Raw genomic sequence first — 25,094 nt, 5'->3', positions numbered from 1 at the left:
CCTGTAGGATTGAAACGTCAGAGGGTGAATGCTGAGCGGAAGGCTTCGAGCGCGGCGTCGGAATCGCCGGCAGCCCAGGCTTCCAAGCCGACGGGACCGGCGTAGCCCATCGTCGTCAGCGCTTTGGCGACCCCTTTCCAGTTGACCTCGCCCGTGCCGGGTTCGCAGCGTCCCGGCACGTCGGCGACCTGGATCTCGCCAATCCATGGCAAGCACCTGCGGCACAGCTCGATCAGGTTCCCTTCGCCGATCTGGGCGTGATAGAGATCAAGGTTCAGGCGAAGACGGGGATGGTCGATGCTGGAAACGAGCGCCATCGTGTCCTCCGCGCGCCCGAACGGCACACCTGGGTGGTCGACCGGCAGGTTCAAATTCTCGAGAGTGAAGACGACATTCTCATCCTCCGCCAAGTCGACGATCCTGCGCAACGTGTCGCGCGCCTTCATCCACATCGCCCCCGTAACGACCTCTATCGGCTGAACAGGAAGGCCGCGGTCGCCAAGACCGGTGCCGTGAAGGTTCAGCCGCTGAACGCCGAGGCGCTTGCCGATCTCAGCAGTTTGGCGCGCCGTCCTCAGAAGTTCATCCGCGCCCTCGTCGTCGGTGAGCCGGCCAGTGAGATAGCCGTTCATGATGGTGAAAGTGGCGCCGGTCGCCTCCAGCTTGCGAATGTCATGTTCCGGCCAGTTCCAGAGACCGACGCCGAAACCCAGTTCCTTGAGCCGTGAGGCACGCCATTCGATGGGCCGATCGCGCCAGAGCATTTCGGCGCAAGCCGCCAATGGAAAGGGGGATGAGATGGAATTGCTCATTGCGGGTTCTTCCCTGATCATGGGTATGAGTGTCCGTGGTCCGGCACGCAGGTGCTGGACCGAATTCGCTTTTTTGACGAGAGCGTCAAATCGTTCCGCCAAGCTCCTCGGAGATCGACTGAAGTTCCTTTCCTCCTCCAACCGTCCCCTCCACAGGAACGGACAAAACGAATACTACCGGGTGCAAAACGCTTGCTACCGGGTGCAAAGCAGGTGCATCATATGCAGGAATAAGCTAAAAGCAAGCATTCATTTCACCGGAATCAGAAAATGGAATGTTTATTCTATTTTCTTCGGGAGGCGTAATGCGCAAGCGGGCAACGGCAAAACAGGTGGCGGAGGCCGCAGGAGTATCGAAGTGGACGGTCATCAGGGCCTTCACACCCGGCGCGTCCATCACCGAGGAGAGTAAGCGGAAGGTGCTGGAGATGGCAGCCGCGCTCAACTACACGCCGAACCTTTTGGCGCGCAGTCTCGCGACCAACTCGACGCGCCAGGTGGCGGTGTTCGTCGACGATTTTGCCAACCCGCAAAAACTCCCTTTCCTCGAAACCTTGACGGAGCAGCTACAGGCGGCTGGGCTGGTTGCGATGCTCATCAACATCAACAATCACTTCGACCATGTGAACGCGCTGCTCCATGCCGACCAGCGTCAGGTCGACGCCATCATTCTCTTCGGTACCGCGTTCCGCGATGAGACGCTGACCGACCTGCAGCTCGGCCATGGAATGCCTCCCATGTTCGTTCTGGCTCGAGACAGCCAGATCGACGGCGTCCCAGCCGTGGTATGCGACGCCGAACTGGCGCTTCGGGACATCGTCCGTCACCTTTATGAACGAGGCTATCGGCGACCCGGTTTCATGAGTGGGGCCGCCGCTCTCTCGACGGCGCTGAGGCGACGTCAGCATTACCTCGAGTTCTGGGCCCAGCACAGCATCCAAAACATCTCACTTCTTTCCGCAGACAGGTACAGTGCGGACGCGGGTGCGGCGTCCGTCCGGGCATATCTCGCGAGCACGCCGGCGAAAATGCGGGTGGATGTCCTGATGTGCGAAAACGACATTCTCGCACTGGGAGCAATGGACGAGATTCGCGGAAACTTCGGACTGAAGATTCCCGAGGACATCGCTATCGTCGGCTTCGACAATTACGAACTCGGCGGATCATACGGATACGGACTGACAACCTACGAACAACCCAGGGAAGAGATGGTGCGGGCTGTCGTCAGCATGATTAAGGGCGCCGTCGAACCGGAGACTGTGACGCTGCCGGGCCGGCTCGTCGTCCGAAGTTCGACATAGTCGTCCGGGGCGCTATGATACGGCCTGCGCGCCGGTGATCTCCACCAAAGAGCCGCACATGAATGCGGCCTCGTCAGAGGCGAGGAACGCGACGAGGGCCGCGACCTCTTCCGGACGGCCGATGCGGCCGTAGGGAACGAGCCTGTCGAGTTCGGCGATCGTCCGGCCGGAGCGCTTGACGCCGGCTTCGAGCATCGGCGTACGAATTTCGCCGGGGCACACGGCGTTGACGCGCACCTTGTCCGGCGCATAGTCGCGGGCGAGGTTCTGGGTGAAGGCGGCAACGGCCGCCTTCGTGGTGTTGTACGCGATATGGTTCGGCGCGGGGTAAAGCCCCCATTGCGAGGCCGTGTTGATGATCGCGCCGCCACCGGCGGCGATCATATGCGGCAGGGCCGCGCGGCAGAGATGGAACATCGAATCCAGATTGACCGCGAAACTCAGCTGCCAGTCTTCATCCGAGAGCGCCAGCAGATTGCCGCGCCGGTTGATGCCGGCATTGTTGACCAGCACATCCAGCCGCCCCTTGATCGCAAAGGCTTTTTCGATAAGTTCCACACATTCCGGCTTGCGGGAGATGTCGGTCGCAATGGCGGTCGCCGATCCGCCCGCCGCCTCGATGAGCGACGCGACTTCGCCTGCGGCCTGGGCGTTGGCATCGGTCACCACCACCAGCGCGCCTTCCTCGGCCAACCTCTTCGATATGGCGGAGCCGATGCCACCGCCGCCACCGGTCACGACCGCGACCTTGCCATGAAATCTCTTCATCCCGTTCTCCTATCTGATGTAGCTGCCGCCATTGACGTCGAATGTCGCGCCGTTGACCGATGCCTGCGACGGACGAAGCAGGAAGGCGACCAGCTCGGCGATCTCGCCCGGCTCGGCCATCGCGCCGATCGGAATATCGCCAACCGCCGCCTCCTTGCCGTGCCTTGCCACGAAATCCTCGGCCATATCGGTGCGCACCCATCCCGGCGCGACGGAGACGGCGACCACTCCGTCGCGACCGAAGCTCCTCGCGATCGACTTTGTGAGATTGGTGAGCGCCGCCTTCGTCGCCCCATAAGGCATGGCGTCGGCGGCGTACCCGCGCTGACCGGCGCGGCTGGCCATATTGACGATCCGCCCGCCGTCATGCTGCTTGAAATGCACGAGCGCCTCTTTGCAGAGATCGGCCGCGGCAAAGAAATTCACCTGAAACTCTTTCTGCCAGGCTGCCCGCCAATCGGCCGGATCGGCATCGATCGAAATCTCGTTGCGGACCCCGGCATTGTTGACGACGGCATGGATCCGCCCCGCCGCCGAAAGCGCATCGCCCCAAAGCGCGAAGGCGCCGTCCGGACGGGAGAGGTCGGCCTGAACGATCAGGCCGTTTCCGCCAAGCTTGCAGAGCAGGGCTTCCGCACGTTGCCTGTCGCGGCCGTAATGGATGACCGGTCGCGCGCCTTCGGCCGAAAGGCGCTCGACGATGGCTGCGCCGATTCCGCCGGATGCCCCGGTGACGAGGACAGTCTGGCCGGCCAGAGGTTGAAGGTAAGACATTGCGGGCTCCTATCCGAGCAGGCCGACCTGCGGCCCCCATGTATCAGAGAGCGCAAAGCCCGCGGCGAAGGGATCGTCGTCGGACATACGCAGCTGCTCGCGGCCATAGACATAGGCGCGGCCGGTTATTCTCGGCAACACGGCGCGGCGGCCGCCCACCTCGGTTTCGCCGATCGCCTCCGCCAGAAACTCGCCGCCGATGATCGACCGGGACGTTCTCAAGTCTCCGACCGAGACTTCGCCACGGGCATAGAGCGTCGCCAGATTGGCCGAGCTGCCGGTTCCGCAGGGCGAGCGGTCGACGCGGCCGGGCTGCAGCGTCGTGCAGGTCCTGACCGCCCCGTCAGCCTCGTGCCCGCGGAACATCACATAGGCGATCTCGTTGACGCCGGTTAAAACGGGATGGGCGACAGAGACCTGCCCGGCAAGGAGCGACTTGAGCTCGATGCCGGCCTCTGCCAGCAGCCGGGCATTGGCCGGAGCGATATCGAGGCCGAGCTGGTCGACATCAACAAGCGCGTAATAGACGCCGCCGAAGGCGACATCGACCTTGATGCGGCCCCATTTCGGCGTCTCCACCTCACTGTCGAGCGCCTCGGCAAAACTCGGCACATTGTCGAGGCTGACCGAAAGGCAGCGGCCGTCGCGGCAGGTGGCGCGCGCGACGATCAGGCCGGCGGGCGTGTCCAGCCGCACCCCCGTCTCCGGCTCCGACATCGGCACCCGGCCGCTTTCGAGCAGTGCGGTGACGACGCAGATGCAGTTGCTGCCGGACATCGGGTGGGCGCGGTCGGCCTGCAACACGATGAAGCCGGCATCGGCGTCGGCGCGGGTCGGCTCGACCAGCAGGTTCACCGACATGGCAACGTTGGCGCGCGGCTCGAAGGTGACAAAGCGGCGCAGGCTGTCGTCCACCGTGTTGATGTGGTTCATCTTGTCGAGCATGGTCGCGCCCGGTATTTCGGGCGCGCCTGCGACGATAACCTTGCCGATCTCGCCCTGGCAGTGGACCTGCAGCAGGTCGAGGCTGCGGTTCCAGTTCATTCGGCCGCCTCCGGCTTGATGTACCAGCCCCAGGGATCCTCGCCGACGAAGCGGGTGATCTGCTTGGTCTCGAGATAGTTGTCGAGGCCCCAGCGGCCAAGTTCGCGGCCGATGCCGGATTCCTTGTAGCCGCCCCAGGGCGCCTCGGTGAAGGTCGGCTGCGAGCAATTGATCCAGACGATGCCGGCGCGGAAGGCGGCGGCAACGCGCTCGGCCCTGATGTCGTCCTTCGACATGACAGCGGCGGCGAGGCCGAAACGGGAATCATTGGCGAGCTCGATCGCCTCTTCCTCGGTCCTGAACGGCCGGATGCAGACGACAGGCCCGAAGATCTCCTCCACCCAGGCGGCGCTGTCGAGCGGAACATCGGTCAGAACGGTCGGCTGGAGATAATAGCCCTTGTCGAATCCTTCCGGGCGGGCTCCACCGCAGGCGACCGTCGCACCGGCCTGCCGCGCCGCTTCGATCGCGGCAACAACCTGCTCGTGCTGGCGCTTGGAAACCAGCGGCCCAAGGAGAACGCCCTCGTCGAGACCGTTGCCGATCTTGATCTTCTTCGTCTCCTCGATCAGTCGTGCGAGCAGCCGCTCGTAGATGGTGTCCTGCACGAGGACCCGCGACGTTGCCGAGCAGACCTGACCCTGGTTCCAGAAAATGCCGAACATGATCCATTCGACAGCCTTGTCGATATCGGCGTCCTCGAAGACGACGAAGGGCGACTTGCCGCCGAGTTCGAGGCTGACCCGCTTGATGTCGCGGGCGGCCGCCGCCATGATCTTCGAGCCGACCGGCCCCGAGCCGGTAAAGGCGAGCTTGTCGACCTGCTTGTGATCGATGATCGCCTGGCCGGCGACCGACCCGGCGCCGGTCAAGATATTGAGCACGCCGGGCGGCAGCCCAGCTTTGTCGGCAACCACCGCCAGTTCAAGCGCCGTCAGCGATGTCAGCTCGGCGGGCTTCAGCACCACCGTGCAGCCGGCGGCCAGTGCCGGGGCGACTTTCCATGCCGCCATCAGCAGCGGATAGTTCCAGGGGATAATCGCGCCGGCGACACCGAGCGGCTCGCGTACCGCCTTGGAGGTAAAGCGCTGATCGGGAAGCGCGATCGTCTCCTCGGGATTGTTGTCGAGCTGTTCGGCGAGACCCGCGTAGAAATCGAAGCAGCCGGCGGCGTCGGCTACGTCCCAATCGGCCTCGGGGAACGGCTTGCCGTTGTCGAGGACCTCGAGGCGGGCGATCTCGGCCTGGCGGGCGCGGATGCCATCTGCGATGGCCCGGAGATATCGGGCGCGCTGGGCGCCCGTCAACTTCGGCCAGCCGTCCTTGTCGAAGGCCCGGCGCGCTGCCTTGACGGCAAGGTCGACATCCTCGGCCGTTGCGGCGCCGATCGTCTGGATCACCTCTTCCGTTGCCGGGTTCGTCACCGTGCAGACGCCGCCCTTGACCGGCTTCACCCACTGTCCATCAATGTAGAGTTCGCTTCGCATGTTCACTCCCTTTTGCCTTGCGTCGGCGCCGCGCTCAGAAGCGGTCGACGCGATAGGGTTTCATGTCCACGGGCGGTTCAACGCCCGTAACGAGATCGGCCATCAACCGGCCGGTCGTGGCGGCATAGGTCAGGCCGAGATGCCCATGGCCGGTCGCGTACCAAACGTTGCGGTGCTTGGCGGACAGTCCCATGACCGGCACGGTATCGGGCAGTGCCGGGCGATGCCCCATCCACTCCGTCACCCCTTCGGCCTTCAGCTCCGGCAATGCTTCCTGTGCCCGCTTCACCAGGATCTTTGCGCGCCGGTAATCCGGCGGGGCGTCGAGGCCGGCCATTTCGACCGTGCCGCCGACGCGGATGCCGCCCGCCGTCGGCGTCACCATGAAGGCGCGCGCCGGCCAGATGATCGAATGGCGCATCGAAATGCCGGGCTCCATGATCTGCGTGTGGTAGCCGCGCTCGGTTTCGAGCGGGATATGTTCACGCAGCAGCGCGGAAAGTCGGGCGGTGAAGGCACCGGCCGCGAGCACCACCTTCTCCGCCGCAAGGGTGCGCCCGTCCGCCAGACGCAGAGCCGAGACGCCGGCCTCGCTTTGCTCGAAGCCTGCGACGTCGGCCTCGACGATCCGGCCGCCGAGCGCCTGGAATTTTTCGATGAGGGCGGCGACGAGTTTGTACGGATCGGTGATCGACCGATTGTCGGGAAAGAGTACCGCCTTGCCAATCCTAGCGGTCAAGGCCGGCTCGAGATCCCGGATGGCGTTGCCGCCGAGGATTTCGTGCCGGAAGCCGAAACGCTCCAGAATATCGATATGTTCGCGATCCGCCCTGAATTCGGCGTCGTCAGTATAGAGGCTGAGGCAGCCCTCGGCCGTCAGCATATGCGCAAGACCGGTCTCCTTGAGCAGCACGTCAAGGTCTTCATAGACGCGGCCGCAGAGCACGGCGCCGGCCGCTTCCAGCTCCCTCAATTTTGAGGGGCGGCTGGCGGCGAGGAACCTCAGGAACCACGGCACCAGTTTCGGCAGATAGGCGGGCCGGATGCGCACCGGCCCCTCCGGGTCGAGCAGCCATTTCGGCATCTGCGCCCAGATGCCGGGACGCGAAGCCGGCATGAATTCGGTGACGGCGATGCTCGCCATATTGCCGTAGGAGGCGCCCATGCCGGGGGCAGCCCTGTCGATCAGGGTGACGTCGTTTCCCCGGCGCTGGAGTTCATAGGCGATGGTGGCGCCGATAATGCCAGCGCCGACGATCACGATGGATGACACGGCGAACCTCGTAAATTCAGAGATCCCGGGGCGGTTCGGCCGCCCCGGCCTGTTCCTGCTACCAGTTGAGGATCGGCTCCATCGCCGCCCTGAACTCGGCCTTTTCCTCCGAGGTCAGCTCGCCGAGCGGCGCGCGGCACGTCCCCACGGACAAGCCCTGCAGCTCGCAGCCATATTTGATCTTCTGCACGAACTTGCCGCTCTCCAGGATGTTCATCGCCCGATAGAGGGTCTTCATCATCTCGCGGGCTTTGCTGAGATCTCCCGCCTTGTAGGTTCGGTCGAGATCGCAGCACGCCTTGGCCATGCAGTTGGACGGACCGCAGATCCAGCTTTCCGCGCCCCAGAACATGAAATCGAGCGCGATATCGTCCGAGCCGCTGACGAGCTGGAGCTTGCCCTCATAGCGGCTGGCGATGTCGATGGCGCGCTGCAAAACGCCCGAGCTTTCTTTGATGCCGATCACCCGCGGATTATCGGCAAAATGATCCATCAGCTCGAAGCTGATGTCCGAACCATCCTTGGCCGGATAGGAATAGAGCACGAGGTTCACATCGACGGCACCGAGCACGGCTTCGTAGTGCTTGATGAGCTCCGCCTGCGTCGGACGGGTATAGAATGGCGGCGCCAGCAGGACCGTGTCATAGCCGATGTCGCGTGTCATCGCCGTCTGCTCGACCACCTCGCGGGTCGCCGGCGCATTGGTGCCGGCGATCAGAATTTCGCCCGGCCTGGCAAACTCCTTGACGAACTGCAGCACGTCACGGCGCTCTTCCCTGGATTGGCTGAAATATTCACCTGTGGACCCATTCGGAACCCAGCCGGTGACGCCTGCCTCACGCAGATGTGTCAGAAGCTTTTCGAACGCCTTGAAGTCAATCTTGTTGCTCGCGTCGAAGGGTGTGATGAGGGCGGGCATGACGCCGGAAAGTTTCATGGGATTCTCCTGTCCTGGGAATGACGTTTTCAGATTGCGAGCTTCTTGAGGATGCGTCCCTCGATGAGGGAAACCGCCCGCGTCAGTGGGAAGGCAATGGCGAAGTAGATCAGCGCGACGACCGTCAGCACTTCGACCGGGCGGGCCGTGTTGTTCGAGATGTTCTGGCCGACGAACATCAGGTCCGCCATGCCGACGGCGGAAACGAGCGCGCTCTCCTTGAAGAGGCTGACGCAGTTCGACAGCAGCGTCGGGATGGCCCGCAGCACCGCCTGCGGCAGCACGACGTTGACGACCTGGGCGCTGCGCGGCAGGCCGAGTGCGACGCAGGCATCCAACTGCTCGCGGCCGATGGATTTGAGGCTGGCGCGGAAGGTCTCGCTGGTGATTGCGCCCATATAAAGTGTCAGCGCGATGACGCCGGAGGCCAGGTTCGAAAGCTCGACGCCGAGGATGAGCGGCAGGCAGAAGAATATCCAGAAAAGCTGGATCAGGACCGGCGTACCGCGGAAGAATTCGACATAGGCGCCGGAGACCGCTCGAAGCGCCAGATTGCCGGATGCGCGGGCAAGGCCGACGAGGAAGCCGAGAGAGCATCCAAGCACGATGCAGATGACCGTCAGTTTGATCGTCATCCAGAGACCGAGCAGCAGTGCGTGCTCGAAGCGCGGCAGGATCGAGAAGTCGAGCGTCATCATGCTGGCCTCCTAGCTGACGAGGATCTGGCGGCGGCGTTCGAGCAGGCCGACGATCTGGGTTATCGGGAAGGACACGGCGAAATAGATGAGTGCCACGACCGTGAAGGTCTCGATCGGGCGATAGGTCTCCGTCGCCAGAGTCTTGCCCTGGTACATCAGGTCCTGGATCGCCACGATCGCGACCAGCGCGCTCTGCTGGAAAATGACGATGCCGTTGGTCAAAAGCACCGGGATCGAGGCACGGAACGCCGTCGGGAAGACGATGTAGAGCACCCGCTGCAGCGGATTGAGACCGAGCGCGATGCCGGCATCGAGCTGCTCGCGCGGCACCGCCTGGATGGATGCCCGGTAGGCCTCGGCATTGAACGCCATCAGATTGAGCCCGAGGGCCATGATGCCCATCGTCATCGGGTCGAGGAAGACGTCGAACAGCATCGGCACGCAGTAGAATATCCAGACGATCTGGACGATCGCCGGCGTGCAGCGGAAGAATTCGACGAACAGCATGAACGGCAGCCGCACGATCTTGATCGGGCTCATGATCAGCAGCGCCAGTCCGAAGCCCAGGACGATGCCGAGGGCGTTCGCAGCCGCTGTCAGCTGCAGCGAAACCCACAGCCCCTGCAGCAGCGGAGCGATGGAGACGGCGTTGAAATCGAACGTGTAGTTCATCTGTGCCTCCTACTGTTTGATGTGGAAGACGCGGTCGATGAATTCCTTGGTGCGTTCCTCGCGCGGAGCGCCGAGCACCTGCTCGGGCGGGCCGTCCTCGACGACCACGCCGCCGGCGCAGAAGATGACGCGCGAGGCGATGTTCTTGGCGAACCACATGTCGTGGGTGACGATCATCATCGGCATGTCCTGGGCGGCGAGCTGCAGGATCACCTGCTCCACCTCGCTCACGAGTTCCGGATCGAGCGCCGAGGTAACCTCGTCGAACAGCATCAGCTTCGGATCGAGCATCAATGCGCGGGCGACGGCGACGCGCTGCTTCTGGCCGCCGGAAAGCTGTGCCGGATAGGCATTGGCCTTGGCGCCGAGCCCGAAGCGCTCGAGCAGAGCCTGGGCGCGAGCGGTCGCCTTCGACTTGCTTTCTCCGCGCACTTTGCAGGGTGCGAGGATCAGGTTCTGAATGACGCTCAGATGTGGAAACAGCGTGTAGTGCTGAAAGACCATGCCGATCGAGCGGCGGACATTGGTGTCGATCTGGGTCTTCCTGGCACCGCCATCGGAAGAAATATAGGCCTTGCCGTCGAATCTGACCGAGCCGCTGTCGATCTGCTCCAGGCCCATCATCACCCTGAGTAGCGTGCTCTTGCCGCCGCCGCTCGGACCGATGACGACGACGCGTTCGCCGCGCGTCATTTCAATGTCGATGCCTTTCAGCACCTGGATTGCTCCGTTGCCATAGCTTTTGTGGAGCGCCTGCATTTTCACGAGGGGAAGGCTGAAGGACGTGGTCATGGCCAATCTCCGATGATCGAAGCTGGAAGGGCCGGCGCGATCCCCGCACCGGCCCGGCGAGGTTACTTTGCGCCCTTGAGCACGTCGTCGACCGCCTTGCGGATCAGCTCATCGACGTGACCGGTGGCGACCTTCTCTTCGAGGAAAATATCGACCACTTCGACATCGGCGGCCGAAAGCTGATGTGGCAGACCGAAAGCGACACCCTGCTTGGCAAGAGCCGGCGTCGGGTTGAGCGCAACCGCCCAATCCGGGTTCGACTGGGTGAAGAGCTGATTGGTATCGGAGGCGTCGACCAGGATGTCGGCGCGCTTCGAGGTGACCGCCAGCCGGGTCTCGTCATTGCCGGGAAGGCGCATGATCGTGGCGTTCTTCACCGCAGCGGAAATGGCTTTGTCCTGCGCCGTGCCGGACATGACGGCGAGCGTCACGCCTGATTTGTCAATATCGGCCACCGAAGCGGCACCGGTGGTAATCTTCGGATTGTTTTTATTGTAGGCGAGCGAGATCTGGTACTCCATCGCCGGGATCGAGAACTGCACGGCCATGGCGCGAGTTGGTGTCCGGTTGAGCGCCAGCGACAGATCCCATTTGCCCGCCTGCAGACCGGCAACGATATTGTCCCAGGTGGTATCGACGAATTCAGGCTTCACCTTGAGGACGTCGGCAAATTCCTTGCAGAGATCGGCGAAGAAGCCGGTGTACTCGCCCGTCGCCGGATCGCGCATGACATAAGGCGGCGCAACGGCCGCGCCGCAGCGCAACGTGCCTGTCTTCTGCACGCCCTGCCAATATCCGTCAGTGGTCTGGGCGTGTGCGGCGGTTGCGGAAAGACCTGCCATCAGGGCGAGCACGGGCAGCGCCCGCAAGGCGGACGTTATCAAAGAAAGCATTGGGCATTCCTCTTTTGCTGTGCGCGAAAGCGCGCGGTTCCACTCGTCGGCTCCGGCCGTTTCTATTGTTTTCTTGTCGGCTGCGTGTCGACTGGATAGAGCATGTCAACAGCGTGTCGACAAAGTCAAGCGGAAAAATTACATTGCCGACACGCTGTTTTTCTGGCCCAATGGGATCCGCGCCTGGAGAAAGGGACTTAAGTGTCTGATGAATCGGAAGTGAAACGCATCCGCGGGACCGGCTGGAAGAGCGTTTACGAAACGCTCCGCAACGAGATTTTGTCGCTTGCTTTGCCGCCCGGTCAGCTTCTCGACGAGATGACGCTTGCCGAACGCTTCGACATGTCGCGCTCGCCAGTGCGTGAAGCGCTGATCCGGCTCGGCGCCGACGAGTTGGTAGTGACGCTTTCCAACCGCAGCACGATCGTCGCGCCGATCGAAGTCGCGACCTTTCCCAAATATGTCGAGGCGCTCGACATCGCGCAGCGAATGAATACGCGGCTTGCCGCAGCGCTCCGGACCGAGGCCGACCTCAAGACCATCGCCAAGCGGCTGAAGATCTTCGAAGCGGCGGTTAAAACCGGCAATCATCTCGCCATGTCGGAGGCCAACAAGGAATTCCACATGGCGATCGCCCATGCCGGAAAAAATCAGTACCTCGCCTCCTTCTACGAGAAATTGCTGTCGCAGGGACAGCGCATGCTCCACCTGCATTTCGAATATCTGGAGCGGACCCATGAGGGCTATCTGCTGACCGACGAGCACACGCTGATGCTCGATGCCATCAGGGACAAGAACGTCGAGCTCGCCGATGAGCTCGCCCATGCCCATACGCGCCAATTCCAAGACAATTTCATCAACTTCATGCGCGAGAACTACACGACGGATGTCGCGTTGGGGCCGTTGCGGGCTGCGGAGTAACAGCGATGATCGATAGCATTGGATTCGTCGGCACCGGCGCCATCACCGAAGCCATGGTTCGCGGGCTTCTGGCCGCACCGGCTTACGCCTCCGAGGTCCACGCTTCACCGCGGAGCGCGCACATTGCCGCCACGCTGGCAGAAGAGTTCGCCTCGGTCAGGATTGCCGGGGACAACCAGACTGTCGTCGATCGCAGCGACATGGTGTTCCTGGCGATAAGGCCGCAGATCGCCGAGGAAGTCGTGCGGGCGCTGTCGTTCAGGACCGGCCAGACGGTCGTCAGCCTCGTCGCGGCGACGGAGCGGCAAGCCCTACTCGATTGGATCGGCGCCGATATCGATCTCGTCCAGGCCATCCCCCTGCCCTTCGTCGCACAGCGGCAAGGCGTTACCGCCATCTATCCTGCCAATGCCGCCATCGCGGCGCTGTTTGACACGCTCGGAACAGCCGTGCAATGTCAGTCGCGGAAGGAGTACGATCTCCTCGCGGCCGCAAGCGCTGTCATGTCGACCTATTTCGGCGTCATGGAGTCGATCACCGGCTGGCTGGAAAAAAGCGGCCTCGAAAGGGCAAAGGGCCAAGCCTACATCGCCCCACTGTTTGCAAGCCTGGCGCAGAAAGCCAACAACCCCGGCAACGAGCCGTTCAGCGCGCTGAGCCGCGAATTCGCCACCAAAGGCGGCCTGAACGAGCAGGTTCTTTCGGACTTCGACAAGCAGGGCGGTCTTGCCGCACTCACCGCCGCCCTCGACGGCGTACTTGCCCGCATCGAGGGCCGCAGGAGCTGAGGCGCATGGCATCGGCATGGATGCGAACAGGTCTCGGCGCCGCCCTTGCAGCCGTCGCGGCCCTTCTCGGCGGAAGCGTCCTGGCGCATGCCGAGGCGGCAAGACCACCGGCCGTTTCCACCGTCATTCTCTCCCTCTCACCACGGACCATTCGTTGGGCCACCATCTACAAGGTTCCCGACCCCGCCGATCACGATCCCTATTACCATCTTGAAGTGATCGAGAAGGAGCGGCATACGCCACCCTGGCAATTCAAGCGGCTTGCCGCCCATCTCGTCGTGACGGCGGCGGCTTTGGACAGGAGCCGCCTGAGACGGAAAGCAAAGACCTATTTTTACAAGGACATCGAGTTCCGGATCGCCGACAAGGCCTGGCGTCAACAATCTCCGGCGCAAAGAGAGGCCATGGTTTGCCGCACGGCAATTCTCGAATGCATCGGCAGATCCGATTCAGAATAGATGTGACCTGCTAAATTAAAGAGTTAGAGCATGATGTCGTCCGAAAACCGCTCACACTTTTCGGCATCATGCTCTAGAACGTCGGCGGCGTGCAGGCGCTGATGACTTCGCAGGGCACCGGCCCGACGCAGCGGAACCGATGCGGCCGCCGGCTTTCGAAATAATAGGCATCCCCCGGCCCGAGGATACGCCGCTCGTCGTCGACGGTCACCTCAAGCCTTCCCGAGAGGACGATCCCGCCCTCCTCCCCCTCGTGAACAAGCGGAATCTTACCGGTGTCGGCGCCAGGCTGGTAACATTCCTTGAGCATTTGCAGGCTGCGCCCGAACAGGTTTTCTCCAACCTGCCTGTAGGAGATGGCGCCCTTGCCGATCTCCACCAGTTCTTCGGCCGCATAGAAAGCCTTCTTCGGACGCTCGGGCTCAAAGGCGAAGAACTCCGCCAGACCGATCGGGATACCGTCCAGAATCCGCTTCAAGGCCCCGACCGAAGGGTTGGAGGCGTTCGATTCGATCAGCGAAATCGTTGAATTGGGCACGCCGGTGCGCTTGGCCAGTTCACGCTGGGAAAGCTTATGAGCGATGCGCAGATGACGCAGGCGGCTGCCGATGTCGACTGACATGATGCGGTCCGTTTATGTTGTCCAGAATATCGAAAAACATATCCGCTCGTCTGTTCAGTTTCAATGACTTGTACCGCAGAAGAAAAGGACTTGTTTGACTGGGAGAAATTGCCATTCTCACCGCCAACCATAGGAGGCCAGCATGGACCAGATCAGCAAACCGAACGCGCCCATACTCGACAATTTCTGGATGCCGTTCACCGCGAACCGGCAGTTCAAGGCTACGCCGCGCCTCCTGGCCGCAGCGGAGGGCATGTATTACACCGACGTCGACGGGAACCAGGTACTGGACGGCACTGCCGGCCTCTGGTGCTGCAATGCCGGCCATGGCCGCAAGAAGATCGCCCAGGCAGTCGAACGGCAGCTTTCTACCATGGACTATGCTCCGACCTTCCAGATGGGCCATCCGATCGCCTTCGACTTCGCCGCCAAGCTGGCCGCGAACGCGCCGGGCGGCCCGGACGGCAAGCTCGACCGGGTATTTTTCACGGGCTCAGGTTCGGAATCGGTCGATACGGCGCTGAAAATCGCCATCGCCTATCAGCGTGCCATCGGCCAGGGCACCCGCACGCGCATCATCGGGCGCGAGAAGGGTTATCACGGCGTCGGCTTCGGCGGCATTTCCGTCGGCGGCCTCGTCAACAACCGGCGGGTCTTTCCGCAGATACCGGCCGACCATATGCGCCATACGCTCGACGTCGAGCGCAATGCCTTTTCGAAGGGCCTTCCCGCCCACGGCGTGGAACTGGCCGACGATCTGGAGCGCCTGGTGCAGTTGCACGGCGCCGAAACCATTGCCGCCGTCATCGTCGAACCGATGTCGGGATCGGCGGGCGTCGTCCTGCCGCCGAAAGGCTATCTGGAAAAGCTGCGTGCAACCGCCGACAAGCACGGCATCCTGCTGATCTTCGACGAGGTCATCACCGGCTTCGGCCGTCTCGGTACGCCTTTCGCGGTCGATTATTTCGGCGTCGTGCCGGATCTCGTCACCACGGCAAAGGGGCTGACCAACGGCGCGATCCCGATGGGCGCGGTCTTTGCCAGCCGCAAGGTCTATGACGGCCTGATGGTCGGCCCGGAAAATGCGATCGAACTCTTCCACGGCTATACCTATTCCGGTCACCCGGTCGCCTGCGCCGCCGGGCTTGCAACCCTCGAAATCTACGAGGAAGAAGGACTGCTGACGCGCGCGGCCGATCTGGCCGAGCACTGGCAGGAAGCCCTGCAGTCGCTGAAAGGCCTCCCCAATGTCGTCGACATCCGTAATCTCGGCCTGGTCGGCGCGGTCGAATTGGCGCCTCGCAACGGCGCGCCGGGAACCCGGGCCTACGACGTCTTCGTCGACTGCTTCAACAAGGGCCTGCTGATCCGCGTGACCGGCGACATCATCGCGCTCTCGCCGCCGCTCATCATCGAGAAGAGCCAGATCGACACGATCGTCTCGACGATCGGCGATGCACTGAAGCGCGTGGTATAGACCTGCATCCGGTGTCCCTCGTCGGCGATTTGAATCGCCGACGGAACCGCCCGGCTGCAAGTATGGCGATCAGCGCTTGAGGGCCTGTGACGGCAGTTGACCGAAACGCTTCCGGTATTCTGCTGAAAATCGCCCGAGATGGGTAAATCCCCATCGGAGCGCGATGTCGGCGACGGCCTGTCGCGTGCCGGATTCGAGCAGATCGCGATGGGCGGCAAGCATCCGGATTTCATGCAGGTAGGCCATCGGCGTGGTATCTCTGAACTGCCGGAAACCCTGTTGCAAAGTGCGGACGCTGACCTTGGCTGCGGTCGCGATGTCGTTGAGCGAGATCGGCTCGGCGATATATTCCTGCATGAATTCGATCGCCCATTTCACATGGCGAGGAGCCGGGGCCGGAGCGGGAAGCGCAAGCGCCTCCGAATAGCGATGGGGACAGGTCTCCAGAAGCAGATAGATCGTCGCGTCGCAGAGCGCGTTCAGAGCCAGCGGCGACTGCAGCAGCGGCCCGTCGCCGCTGAGTCCATAATGGAGGTTCGCGGCGAGTTGCTGCAACACGAGCCCTGGACCGGTCGTCAGATCGATAGAGGGACGAAAATCCGTGTCGCCAATAATCGTTCGCTCGAACATCTGTGTCAGGTGCCTGTTGATCCTCGCTTGATCGATGAACAGGCCGAGATGACGGCGCGGGCCGAGCAGGCGGGCACCCGAGACGCGGCCCGCCCCGAGAATGGCGCCGCGGCCGGGAACGGAATGGATATGCTCCTTGCCCGCATCGAAGAGGGCGTCCCCCTCCATCGGCAGGAATATGATGACCTTGCCACTGGGCGCCTCCCGCCGGATCGAGATTGTGCCTTCGTAGGCGCAGTCGGCAATGGCCAGCTCTTCCGTCGCGACAAAATTGCAGCGATAGGCGATGGGTGCGTCGGCTTTCGCCTCAGCCTTGATCGGAGAGTTCGGCGTCGACAATATTTCCGAGAGTGCGTCCGGATCCGTGCCGCTGAACGCCGTCTCCCAAAACGGCGGGCTCTGCCTCGCCGGATCGTGGAGGGAGCTGCCATTGGCGGACATAAGGGAAAGACCGGACATTCATGACCTCGAAGACAAAGCCCATCGATAATAAGCGATGGCCGCAATCATTTCTTTGCATTTTGCGCCGTTTGACGGGTTTCAGCCATATCGATTGATGGCGAGATCCCGCGCGTCGATCTCAGGCGTGCGACCGCCGACCAGATCGCTGATCAGCCGCGCCGAACCGGTGCTCATCGTCCAGCCGAGCGTGCCGTGGCCGGTGTTGAGAAAGAGACCGCTGATCTTCGTCGGGCCGATGACCGGCGTGCCATCCGGCGTCATCGGGCGCAGGCCGGACCAGAAGGACGCCTTGGAAACATCGCCGCCGGGGAACAGATCGGTGACCGAATGTTCCAGCGTGCTGCGGCGGGCGAACCCGAGATCGTTGGTATAGCCCGAGATTTCAGCCATGCCGCCGACGCGGATGCGGTCCCCGAGCCGGGTGATTGCGATCTTGAAGGTTTCATCCATGACGGTCGATTCCGGAGCGCGCGTCGCGTCGGTGATCGGGATGGTGAGCGAATAGCCCTTCACCGGATAGACCGGCAATTTGATGCCGAAGGGCTTGAGCAGCAGCGGCGAATAGCTGCCGAGCGCAACCACCACCGCATCCGCACTCATCCGTTCGCGATCGGTGATGACGCCGCGTACGCGGCCGGCCTCGACATCCAGCGCCTTGATCGTCGTGTCATAGGCAAAGCGGACGCCGAGTGCCTCGGCTTTGGCGGCCAGCGCATTGGTGAATTTGAAGCAGTCGCCGGTTTCGTCCTTCGGCGTCAGCAGGCCGCCGACGATCTTGTCGCGCACGTGCTTCAATGCCGGCTCAAAGCGGATGCAGCCGTCCCGGTTCAGCACCTCATAGGGAATGCCGTCCGCCGCCAGCGCCTTGACGTCCTTGGCCGAGGCCTCGAGCTGCTGCTGCGTGCGGAAGAGCTGCAGCGTTCCCTGCATGCGTTCGTCATAGGCGATGCCGGTCTCGGCGCGAAGTTCGGCCAACGCGATGCGGCTGTAATCGGCAAGGCGCAGCATGCGGCTCTTATTGATCGCGTAGCGCTCGGAGGTGCAGTTCGACAGCATCCTCGCCATCCAGGAGAGCATGGCCATGTCGAGCTTCGGGCGCAGGATGAGGGGCGCATGTTTCATGAACAGCCACTTCATCGCTTTCGCCGGAATGCCGGGCGCTGCCCATGGCGAGCAATAACCGAAGGAAACTTCGCCGGCATTGGCAAAGCTCGTTTCCAGCGCCGGGCCTGTCTGCCGATCGACGACCGTGACCTCATGGCCTGATTTGGCTAGCTGATAAGCGGATGTGACGCCGACGATACCGGCACCCAGAACAATGACTTTCATGATCTTCCCAAATGATGGAGCCGCCGGGCTCTCAGCGATATTGCCTGTCGTAACGATCGCCCAGAGCGGTTAGGATTTCGTAAGATATGGTGCCGGCATCGCCGGCGATGTCCTCGAGCGTCTGGTTCGGGCCAAGCACTTCGACCAGACTGCCCAGCGTCAGCGTGCCTTCGGGCAGTGCCGACACGTCGACGGTCACGCTGTCCATCGAGACCCGGCCGACGATCGGCAGGCGGATGCCGTTGACATAGACGGCGCCGCGGTCGCTGAGCGTCCGGGGCAGACCGTCGGCATAGCCGGCGGCGATGGTGGCGAGACGCATCTCCCGCTGGGTGACATGCGCGCCGCCATAGCCGACCTTGGTGCCTGCCGGCACGGTGCGGGTCTGCACCACGGCGACATCGAGGCTGACGACCGGCTCCATCGGGTTCGCCTCACCATTGTTGGGCGCGCCGCCGTAAAGCGCGATGCCGGGGCGGGCGAGCACACCATGATAGGCATCACCGAGGAAGACTCCGCCGGAATTGGCGAAGGACATGTCGAGGCCGGGAAATTCGTCGGCAATGCGGGACATCTCGGCCAACTGTTCGCCGTTCTGGTCGCTCTCCATATCGTCGGCCGAAGCGAGATGGCTCATGATGAACAGGATTTCGACATTGCTGCCGTCGCCAAGCGCTGCCGCCAGTTCGGCTCGTTCTTCCCGGGGAAAGCCGAGCCGCGACATGCCGGTGTCGAATTGCAGCACGGCAGGCAGGCATCGCTTCAGCATCCGCGCTGTCGCCGACCATTGCCGCCACTGGGCCAGCGAGTTGAGAACCGGCACGATGCCCCTCTCGGCGCAGGCGATCTCGTTGCCCGGCTGCAAGCCGTTCAGCACAAAAATCTGGGCGTCATGCGCAAGGGTCGGCCGCAGCCTGACCGCCTCGACGAACTGGGCGACGAAGAAATGCCGGCAGCCTTCGCCGTAGAGCGTTGCCGCGACCCGCTCGGCGCCGAGGCCGTAGGCGTCGGCCTTGACGACGGCTCCGGCGCGGACCGGCGCCAGCATCGATACGAGCTTGCGGTAGTTGCGGCCGAGCGCGGCAAGATCGATCGTCAGATAGCCCGTGGCTCCCTTTGCGGTCGTGGTGCGTGTGCGGGAAACCAAAATATCGCTATCCATGTCCATCCCTCCCGATCTCAGGAAAGTTTATGAAACAATGCGCGAAATTGCCTAGCATTCAGCAGCTGCTTATCGCATTATTTGCTTATTATCCGCATAATCGGCGAACTTTTGGTATAATCTATCATGACCGCTCTCGACTCGATCGATCGCAATATCCTGAGACTGCTGCGCCTCGACGCGCGCATGAGCAATGCCAAGCTCGCCGCCGAGATCGGCCTGTCGCCGTCCGCCTGCCTCAGGCGCATAAAGATCATGGAAAAGTCAAGGGTGATCCGCGGCTATACGGCGCTGGTGGACCCCGGCAATGCGGACGAGATGATCGCCGTGATCATCAACATCACGCTCGAGCGACAGACGGAGGACCATCTCGATCGCTTCGAGGCGGCGGTCCGCCGGCATCCCGAGATCCGGGAATGTTTTCTGATGACGGGCGGTTCCGACTATCTCCTGCGCGTGGAGGTCGCCAGTCCGGGCGAATTCGAGCGCATCCACAAGGAAATACTGTCGACCCTACCGGGCGTCCTCCGGATTCATTCCAGCTTCTCGATCCGCAATGTTCTGGCGACGCGCACCAGAGGCAGGCATTAAAACGCGATCACCAAACACGGCGTCGGTTTTGCCGCCATTCGAAATCCGGGTGGTCTGACTGCCTGCCAATGAAAGCCGAATTCCGGCTCGAAAACGATCCCTCTCTCCGTCTTGCGCGAAGGTTCGAGGCGGGGAGTTTTTGATTGCGCGACCGAGCACCATCAGCGGGCCTATATCAATTCTCAACGCCGCAGCCTTGCGGATCGCTCGTCAGCGGCGGATTGTTGGGCTGCGGTGCCGGCTAGAGCCTGAATCTCTACGGAACAATCGGCAGCGTTCAGCGGTTTGGTAGCTTAAACGGGGAGGCTATCATGCGTGCTGTTCTGATCGCTGCTATATTCTCGCTGTCCTGCCTGCCTCACACAGCAAAGGCGTCGGAGTCGGGATTCTTGCGATCCCTGGCGGGCGATTGGCGCGGGACCGGTATGGTTCTCACCAAGATCGGCGGCACGAACTTCAATGTTTCCTGCACGCTCAAATCAGACGCGAGTGAATCCGCAGTCTCGATGAACGGGAAATGCCGCGGCCTTGCGGTTTTCACAAGAGCGTTCTCGGCCAACGTCAAGGCATTGGGACAACGATACACCGGCAACTACATCGGGCCATCGGGACAGCCTTCCAAACTGGTCGGCAGCAGGCAGGGCGACGCACTCAATCTTCGAGTGACCTGGGCTCGCGTGGTCAATGGCGACCGAAACGCGACGTTGATGATCGAGAAAGTCGGACAGGACAGGCTTCGGCTTCAAACGGTCGATCAGGACCCGACGTCGGGCAAATCCGTGGTGACGAGCCGCATCGATTTGCAACGCCCCCCTGCAGCGGGAAGATAGGAATGTCCAGCCGGAGTGTCGCCGGGCGCATGGGCATCCTGGCTGGTTTCAAACCGGCCATGCTTCCGGCATATCTGCTCGAAGGCACTATGTCCCTATCGGGACTTCGACTTCCGTCTTCGCTGCGGGTTCCCCGGTTAAGAAGACAACTTCGAAGACGAGCCCTTCGGACCTGTAATCCGATCTGGATTGCGCCTGCGCCTTGGAGGAAAAGGCCCGCTCTATGAGGACGGAGCCGAAGCCTCTTTTTGTCGGCGTCAAAACCGGCGGCCCGCCGGCTTCCGTCCATACAAGGAGGACGCGGCCGTCATCGTGCTTCCATTCGATGGCGACGGTTCCCTGCTCGCTTCCAAGGCTTCCGTACTTCGTTGCATTGGTCGCCAACTCGTGGAGCACGAGGGAAAGCGGCAGGGCGATATCGGCCGGAAGAATCACGTCGGGGCCATCGAGACGAATGCGTTCCTGCGAGGCGATGTGCGCCCGCAAGGCGGCGGAGATGATTTCCCGGATGGGGGCGGCCGACCCCTCCCGTGACAGGATGAGATCATATGTGCCGGCAAGTGCGGCGAGCCTTTCGGCAAAGGCGTTGTAGCTTTCCGGATTGGAGCGCGAAAAGGTCTGCCGGGCGATCGCCTGAACGAGAGCGAAGCCATTCTTGACCCGGTGCGCCATCTCGCGGACGAGCAGGGTTCGCTCCTCCTCCGCCTGTTCGTTCCGGCGTCTCCGCTCATCGAGTTCGTCGAGCAGCCGGTCGAAGGTCGCGCCGACGATGTCCAGTTCGTCCGGCCCCGTCATGCCGGTGCGCGCCGTCGTCTGGCCATTGCGCCACTTCTCCATCACCTCCGCGATCCTGGAGATCGGCGCGAGAATGAAGCGGTTGCCGATGAAGATCGCGGCCAGAAAGGCGAAAAGTGCCCCGCCGATGATGGCGAGCGTATTCATCAGCGTCGCCCGGTTGATCGGCGCGAAAGCTTCCGGTTTCGAGAAGCCGGCGCTGACATAGAGGGGGCTGGACGGCAGCGCTATCGGGCGATAGCCGAGGATGCGCACGGTTCCGTCCTGGCTCGTCACCTCGATCACATCGGGCTGTTCAGCGTGGATCAGGTGCTGGTATTCGTCGGGTATGACCGTGCCGACGAACTGTTCCGGAAGGGGAACGCGCGCGACGATGGTTCCCTTGCCGTCGGCGATCGTCACCGCGTTACCGGGAGCGACGCCGCGCTCGGTGATGCGGTTTTGCAGCCAGTCCAGCCTGATACCGCTGACGATGAGGGCCTTGACGCTCTCGCCTTCCATCAAAGGCATTGCGAGCGGCAGGACGGGGCGGTCGGAAAGGCGGCTCTGCGTATAGGTGCCGACGGAAAAGTCTTTGGTCTCGAGCGTCTGCTTGAAGTAATCGCGATCGGAGAACACCACGCCGTCCGGAAAAGCCATGCTCCCGCAGACCGGCCGCCCGTCGAGCCCGACGACGAAGATGGTCCGGATGTTCGGAATGCTTTCGGCAACCGATTTGAGAGCCTCGTTGCACGCCTGGATGTCGAGATGCCGGACGGAAGGCATGGCGGACACCGACACCAGAAGGGCATGCAGGCCCTCCACGATCCGTTCGACTTCCGACGACGCCTGCCTTGCAGCCTGTGCTGCGGACGCGCGCACCTCTTCGTTGCGCTGATGGCGGAGCGCGACTTCGTTGTATGCGAGCATCGCGACCACGGGCGCCAGCGCCGCGACCGCAACTGCAACCAGCTTGAGTCTCATCCTGTTCCCTCTCGGACGAGGGTTCGTAGCATGATCGGGACGATCTGGCCCAGATCACGCAGGGAATCTTGTTTACAAAATATCAACATACGAATCAGGACATCCGGGCGTGCGCCTTGCCGAGCCTCCGATCGCGGCTACATAATCCAAGGATGAATGATGCCAAAAGCACGTCCTCCGAAGGTTCTGCCGCCGGGTCCTTCTCGTTGCGGCCACTGAATGGTGCGATGGCCGATGAGGTCGAACGTCTTTTATCGGGCAGAACCCGCGATATCCGCCTGACGGGAGATCTGCGCCGCCGATATGACGAAAAGTCATGGCGGCAGACCGCGAAGGTCATCCGGTCCTGGATGATATGGGTGGCATTCGTCGATATCCTGACGCTGGCGCTGAACGCTATTCTGCTTCCCCCACAGGTCGTGCTGTCGATGGTCGCTCCCGCCTGCCTTTTGCCGCCGGCGGCGATTTTAACAGCGCTCGTCTGGAGCAAGCCGCGCGCGGCGGTGGTACAGCGCGCATCGCTGCTTGTGGGAATGTGCCTTATTCTTCTATCGGTGGCACTTGTCGGCGTCTTTGCCGGCGGTGAATTTTACGAGCGGCATTTGAGCATCATGCTGTTCGTCGCGACGAGCGCAATCACGATCTTCAGCGTGCCGCTGGCGTGGACGGTTGCCATCGCCTGTTATGCCCTTTGTCTCTATTTCATCCTTCAATGGCACAACCCGATCCTGGACGCCGGCAGCGTCGCCGCCGCGACCCTGTTCTTTTCCTGCGGGATCATCGCCACCGTGGTTGCCCGGCGCACGATGAACATCCTGGCGCAGAAGACATTTCTGCTAGACTGCAGGGACCAGCGCCGGGTTGCAGAACTGGCCGATGCAAACGCCCGACTGGAGCGGCTGGCCAGAACCGATCCGCTGACGGGGATCGCCAACCGCCGCTGGATGATGGAAACGCTCGAGGGCCTGTGGCGCAACGACGGTGAAGCCGGCGTCGTCGCAGCCATGCTCATGTGCGATATCGATCACTTCAAGGCGCTGAACGATAAGCTCGGCCATGGCGAGGGCGACCGCTGCCTCGTCAAGGTTGCCGGCATCATCCAGAGCTGCGTGCGCGCCGATCGCGACCTGGTCTCGCGCCATGGCGGCGAGGAATTCCTGATCGTGCTTCCGGATGTCGACGAAGACGAAGCCATCGCGGTGGCCACGCGAATACGCGAGAGCGTGGAAGCCGCTGCCCTTCCGAATCCGTCCTCCGGTGTTGGCCCCTCGGTCACGTTGAGCGTCGGAGTCGCCTTGAAATCGGCGCTCGACACCGACATTTCGCTGGCCGCTCTCCAGCACGAGGCCGACATGGCTCTCTACCGCGCCAAGGAAGCCGGCCGGAACCAGGTCTGCGTCTTTCGCCGGCCGCACCAGGCTGCACCTTCCGCCACCGAGCAGATCGCCGCCCGACGCTAGAACAGGGTGTGGCCCGAATTCCGACCTGCCACCCGGCTGATCGACATTCATCGGATGACCAGGATCGCAACCATGGCAGCCGCCGAGACGAGGCTGGCAGCGTTGAGCCCGAAGATCAGATATCCCACTGCCTTTTGCCGATGACCGGGTTCCACATTTCCGAAGACGGCCGTCAGCCCGCCCGCGATCCAGCTCGCCAGCGTCAGAGCGCCGAGAAGAAGAGCCCACTGCGTTGCTGTATCCATATCCTGCTCCCATGCGGGTGCACGCCCGGCCAGGAATGCCTGCGCGGGTTAAGCGGTAACAGGCCGGGTCCGCTTTTGTTTCCGTGCGTGTCGCACTTTCACGTGAGCAACCCTCGATTTGCAGGCTCCGACACCCCCCAGAGCTATCAAGACTTGACGGCAACCGTATGTCTACATAATGTCTTCTAAAGAAATTATGAGGCAAGCTGAGATATGAATGCCGAAGTCGCCATTCCGGACCGCAAGTCCAGCCTCGAACTCGCACTGCGCAGGCGTATCCTGACGATGCAGCTGCCTCCGGGTGCGGTGCTTGATGAAGTGGCCTTGAGCGAGGAATTCGGGCTTTCACGTCCGCCGGTGCGCGAGCTGATGCGGCAGATGGCTGGCGAGGGCTATATCGAGCTTGAGGCGAACCGCGCCGCCCGTGTCAGCTCCATGAGCTACAACTCGCTGCGCGACTTTTTCCTGCTCGCGCCGATGATCTACATTACCGCCAACAAGCTCGCGGCCGAGAACCGGACGACTGCGGAACTGGAGGTTCTCAGAGAGATCCAGCGCGCCTTCCGGAAGGCGGTCGATGATTGCGATGTCGAGGGCCGGGTATTCTACAATGATCAGTTCCACCGCCAGATCGGCGAGATGGCTCACAATGTCTACGTCGTTCCGAGCCTGCGCCGCCTGCAGATCGACCACGCAAGGATCGGCAAGATCTTCTACCAGCACCCGAACACGCCGCGCATGCAGGAAGAACTGGAGTTGGCGTCGGCTCAGCACGACGAGATGATCGAGGTCATCGAGCGGCGTGACGCCGAGGCCTCCGGCGAGCTAGCGCGGCTCCATATCGAACTCTCCAGGCGGAACATGGCGATGTACGCCGCCCCTGAGGGACTGCAGGCGCCGACCCTCTAGG

Annotated in this window: 26 protein-coding genes; 9 read left to right on the top strand and 17 right to left on the bottom strand. The window is 62.4% G+C overall.

The genetic code is table 11. The features are described 5' to 3' along the window. Positions 1–17: 17 nt before the first annotated feature. Positions 18–812 carry a TIM barrel protein gene (locus OS035_RS05610; RefSeq protein WP_131710641.1) on the bottom strand — a complete coding sequence of 265 codons (795 nt, stop codon included), beginning with the start codon at positions 810–812 and terminating at the stop codon, positions 18–20. A 305-nt stretch (positions 813–1,117) separates the two neighbouring features. On the opposite strand from OS035_RS05610, the gene OS035_RS05605 reads away from it, so the two are divergent. After that, positions 1,118–2,113 (top strand): LacI family DNA-binding transcriptional regulator, encoded by a 996-nt coding sequence (locus OS035_RS05605; protein ID WP_331813444.1) that lies wholly within the window; start codon positions 1,118–1,120, stop codon positions 2,111–2,113. 12 nt (positions 2,114–2,125) lie between these two features. On the opposite strand, the gene OS035_RS05600 is transcribed toward OS035_RS05605, so the two are convergent. From OS035_RS05600 to OS035_RS05555, 10 genes are all read right to left on the bottom strand, one after another. Next, positions 2,126–2,881, bottom strand: a complete 756-nt coding sequence (locus OS035_RS05600) for an SDR family NAD(P)-dependent oxidoreductase (protein WP_331813443.1) — start codon at positions 2,879–2,881, stop codon at positions 2,126–2,128. 9 nt (positions 2,882–2,890) lie between these two features. Next, positions 2,891–3,655 carry an SDR family NAD(P)-dependent oxidoreductase gene (locus OS035_RS05595; RefSeq protein ID WP_097624335.1) on the bottom strand — a complete coding sequence of 255 codons (765 nt, stop codon included), beginning with the start codon at positions 3,653–3,655 and terminating at the stop codon, positions 2,891–2,893. A gap of 9 nt (positions 3,656–3,664) precedes the next feature. Further along, on the bottom strand, positions 3,665–4,699 hold the full coding sequence (locus OS035_RS05590; protein WP_331813442.1) for a proline racemase family protein: 1,035 nt from the start codon (positions 4,697–4,699) through the stop codon (positions 3,665–3,667). Continuing rightward, on the bottom strand, positions 4,696–6,186 hold the full coding sequence (locus OS035_RS05585; RefSeq protein WP_331813441.1) for an aldehyde dehydrogenase family protein: 1,491 nt from the start codon (positions 6,184–6,186) through the stop codon (positions 4,696–4,698). Before OS035_RS05585 ends, OS035_RS05590 begins: the two co-directional genes overlap by 4 nt. Before the next feature lie 34 nt (positions 6,187–6,220). After that, positions 6,221–7,459: an NAD(P)/FAD-dependent oxidoreductase gene (locus OS035_RS05580; RefSeq protein ID WP_222135107.1), complete on the bottom strand. Its 1,239-nt coding sequence runs from the start codon at positions 7,457–7,459 to the stop codon at positions 6,221–6,223. Between the two features lie 58 nt (positions 7,460–7,517). After that, positions 7,518–8,396: a dihydrodipicolinate synthase family protein gene (locus OS035_RS05575; protein ID WP_222135108.1), complete on the bottom strand. Its 879-nt coding sequence runs from the start codon at positions 8,394–8,396 to the stop codon at positions 7,518–7,520. A gap of 29 nt (positions 8,397–8,425) precedes the next feature. After that, on the bottom strand, positions 8,426–9,091 hold the full coding sequence (locus OS035_RS05570) for an amino acid ABC transporter permease (RefSeq protein WP_131710680.1): 666 nt from the start codon (positions 9,089–9,091) through the stop codon (positions 8,426–8,428). A 12-nt stretch (positions 9,092–9,103) separates the two neighbouring features. Continuing rightward, complete coding sequence (locus OS035_RS05565) at positions 9,104–9,766, bottom strand: amino acid ABC transporter permease (RefSeq protein ID WP_097624331.1); 663 nt, start codon at positions 9,764–9,766, stop codon at positions 9,104–9,106. A 9-nt stretch (positions 9,767–9,775) separates the two neighbouring features. After that, positions 9,776–10,558, bottom strand: a complete 783-nt coding sequence (locus OS035_RS05560) for an amino acid ABC transporter ATP-binding protein (RefSeq protein ID WP_131710635.1) — start codon at positions 10,556–10,558, stop codon at positions 9,776–9,778. Between the two features lie 62 nt (positions 10,559–10,620). Then, positions 10,621–11,451 carry a substrate-binding periplasmic protein gene (locus OS035_RS05555; RefSeq protein ID WP_131710634.1) on the bottom strand — a complete coding sequence of 277 codons (831 nt, stop codon included), beginning with the start codon at positions 11,449–11,451 and terminating at the stop codon, positions 10,621–10,623. A 201-nt stretch (positions 11,452–11,652) separates the two neighbouring features. Here OS035_RS05555 and OS035_RS05550 point away from each other — a divergent pair, with 201 nt between their 5' ends. Genes OS035_RS05550 through OS035_RS05540 form a run of 3 tightly spaced genes read left to right on the top strand, consistent with a single transcriptional unit; the run spans position 11,653 to position 13,618 of the window. Beyond that, entirely contained in the window at positions 11,653–12,372 is a 720-nt protein-coding gene (locus OS035_RS05550) for a GntR family transcriptional regulator (RefSeq protein ID WP_003592247.1), read from the top strand. A gap of 5 nt (positions 12,373–12,377) precedes the next feature. Then, positions 12,378–13,160 (top strand): pyrroline-5-carboxylate reductase, encoded by a 783-nt coding sequence (locus OS035_RS05545; protein WP_331813440.1) that lies wholly within the window; start codon positions 12,378–12,380, stop codon positions 13,158–13,160. A gap of 5 nt (positions 13,161–13,165) precedes the next feature. Then, complete coding sequence (locus OS035_RS05540; protein ID WP_097624327.1) at positions 13,166–13,618, top strand: DUF5086 family protein; 453 nt, start codon at positions 13,166–13,168, stop codon at positions 13,616–13,618. 73 nt (positions 13,619–13,691) lie between these two features. Here the strand turns inward: OS035_RS05540 and OS035_RS05535 are convergent, their stop codons facing one another. Next, a complete protein-coding gene (locus OS035_RS05535; protein ID WP_054184486.1) occupies positions 13,692–14,240 on the bottom strand; it encodes a cupin domain-containing protein in 549 nt (182 codons plus the stop codon). A 142-nt stretch (positions 14,241–14,382) separates the two neighbouring features. Between OS035_RS05535 and OS035_RS05530 the strand changes: the two genes are divergently transcribed. Continuing rightward, the gene (locus OS035_RS05530) at positions 14,383–15,717 is read left to right on the top strand and encodes an aspartate aminotransferase family protein (RefSeq protein WP_331813439.1); all 1,335 of its coding nucleotides are present in this window, start codon (positions 14,383–14,385) and stop codon (positions 15,715–15,717) included. Between the two features lie 69 nt (positions 15,718–15,786). Here OS035_RS05530 and OS035_RS05525 read toward each other — a convergent pair whose 3' ends face one another. From OS035_RS05525 to alr, 3 genes are all read right to left on the bottom strand, one after another. Beyond that, positions 15,787–16,806 (bottom strand): AraC family transcriptional regulator, encoded by a 1,020-nt coding sequence (locus tag OS035_RS05525; protein ID WP_331813438.1) that lies wholly within the window; start codon positions 16,804–16,806, stop codon positions 15,787–15,789. 81 nt (positions 16,807–16,887) lie between these two features. After that, entirely contained in the window at positions 16,888–18,138 is a 1,251-nt protein-coding gene (locus tag OS035_RS05520) for a D-amino acid dehydrogenase (protein WP_183781520.1), read from the bottom strand. Positions 18,139–18,169: 31 nt separating this feature from the next. Then, entirely contained in the window at positions 18,170–19,300 is a 1,131-nt protein-coding gene (gene alr, locus OS035_RS05515) for an alanine racemase (RefSeq protein WP_131710630.1), read from the bottom strand. A 126-nt stretch (positions 19,301–19,426) separates the two neighbouring features. On the opposite strand from alr, the gene OS035_RS05510 reads away from it, so the two are divergent. Next, positions 19,427–19,891 (top strand): Lrp/AsnC family transcriptional regulator, encoded by a 465-nt coding sequence (locus tag OS035_RS05510; RefSeq protein ID WP_331813437.1) that lies wholly within the window; start codon positions 19,427–19,429, stop codon positions 19,889–19,891. 311 nt (positions 19,892–20,202) lie between these two features. Further along, positions 20,203–20,721 carry a hypothetical protein gene (locus OS035_RS05505; RefSeq protein ID WP_003592237.1) on the top strand — a complete coding sequence of 173 codons (519 nt, stop codon included), beginning with the start codon at positions 20,203–20,205 and terminating at the stop codon, positions 20,719–20,721. 87 nt (positions 20,722–20,808) lie between these two features. On the opposite strand, the gene OS035_RS05500 is transcribed toward OS035_RS05505, so the two are convergent. Continuing rightward, a complete protein-coding gene (locus OS035_RS05500) occupies positions 20,809–22,479 on the bottom strand; it encodes a sensor histidine kinase (RefSeq protein WP_097624322.1) in 1,671 nt (556 codons plus the stop codon). Positions 22,480–22,631: 152 nt separating this feature from the next. On the opposite strand from OS035_RS05500, the gene OS035_RS05495 reads away from it, so the two are divergent. Then, on the top strand, positions 22,632–23,939 hold the full coding sequence (locus OS035_RS05495) for a GGDEF domain-containing protein (RefSeq protein ID WP_097624321.1): 1,308 nt from the start codon (positions 22,632–22,634) through the stop codon (positions 23,937–23,939). 47 nt (positions 23,940–23,986) lie between these two features. On the opposite strand, the gene OS035_RS05490 is transcribed toward OS035_RS05495, so the two are convergent. Continuing rightward, complete coding sequence (locus tag OS035_RS05490; RefSeq protein WP_183781524.1) at positions 23,987–24,184, bottom strand: hypothetical protein; 198 nt, start codon at positions 24,182–24,184, stop codon at positions 23,987–23,989. Positions 24,185–24,397: 213 nt separating this feature from the next. Between OS035_RS05490 and OS035_RS05485 the strand changes: the two genes are divergently transcribed. Next, positions 24,398–25,093, top strand: a complete 696-nt coding sequence (locus tag OS035_RS05485; RefSeq protein ID WP_097624319.1) for a GntR family transcriptional regulator — start codon at positions 24,398–24,400, stop codon at positions 25,091–25,093. Position 25,094: the final 1 nt, after the last annotated feature.

Origin of the sequence: Rhizobium sp. 268 (assembly GCF_036571585.1) — a bacterium.
GTDB lineage: Bacteria > Pseudomonadota > Alphaproteobacteria > Rhizobiales > Rhizobiaceae > Rhizobium > Rhizobium redzepovicii.
The sequence above is the reverse complement of the archived record's forward strand: the minus strand, read 5'-3'. Positions and strand labels throughout refer to the sequence as shown.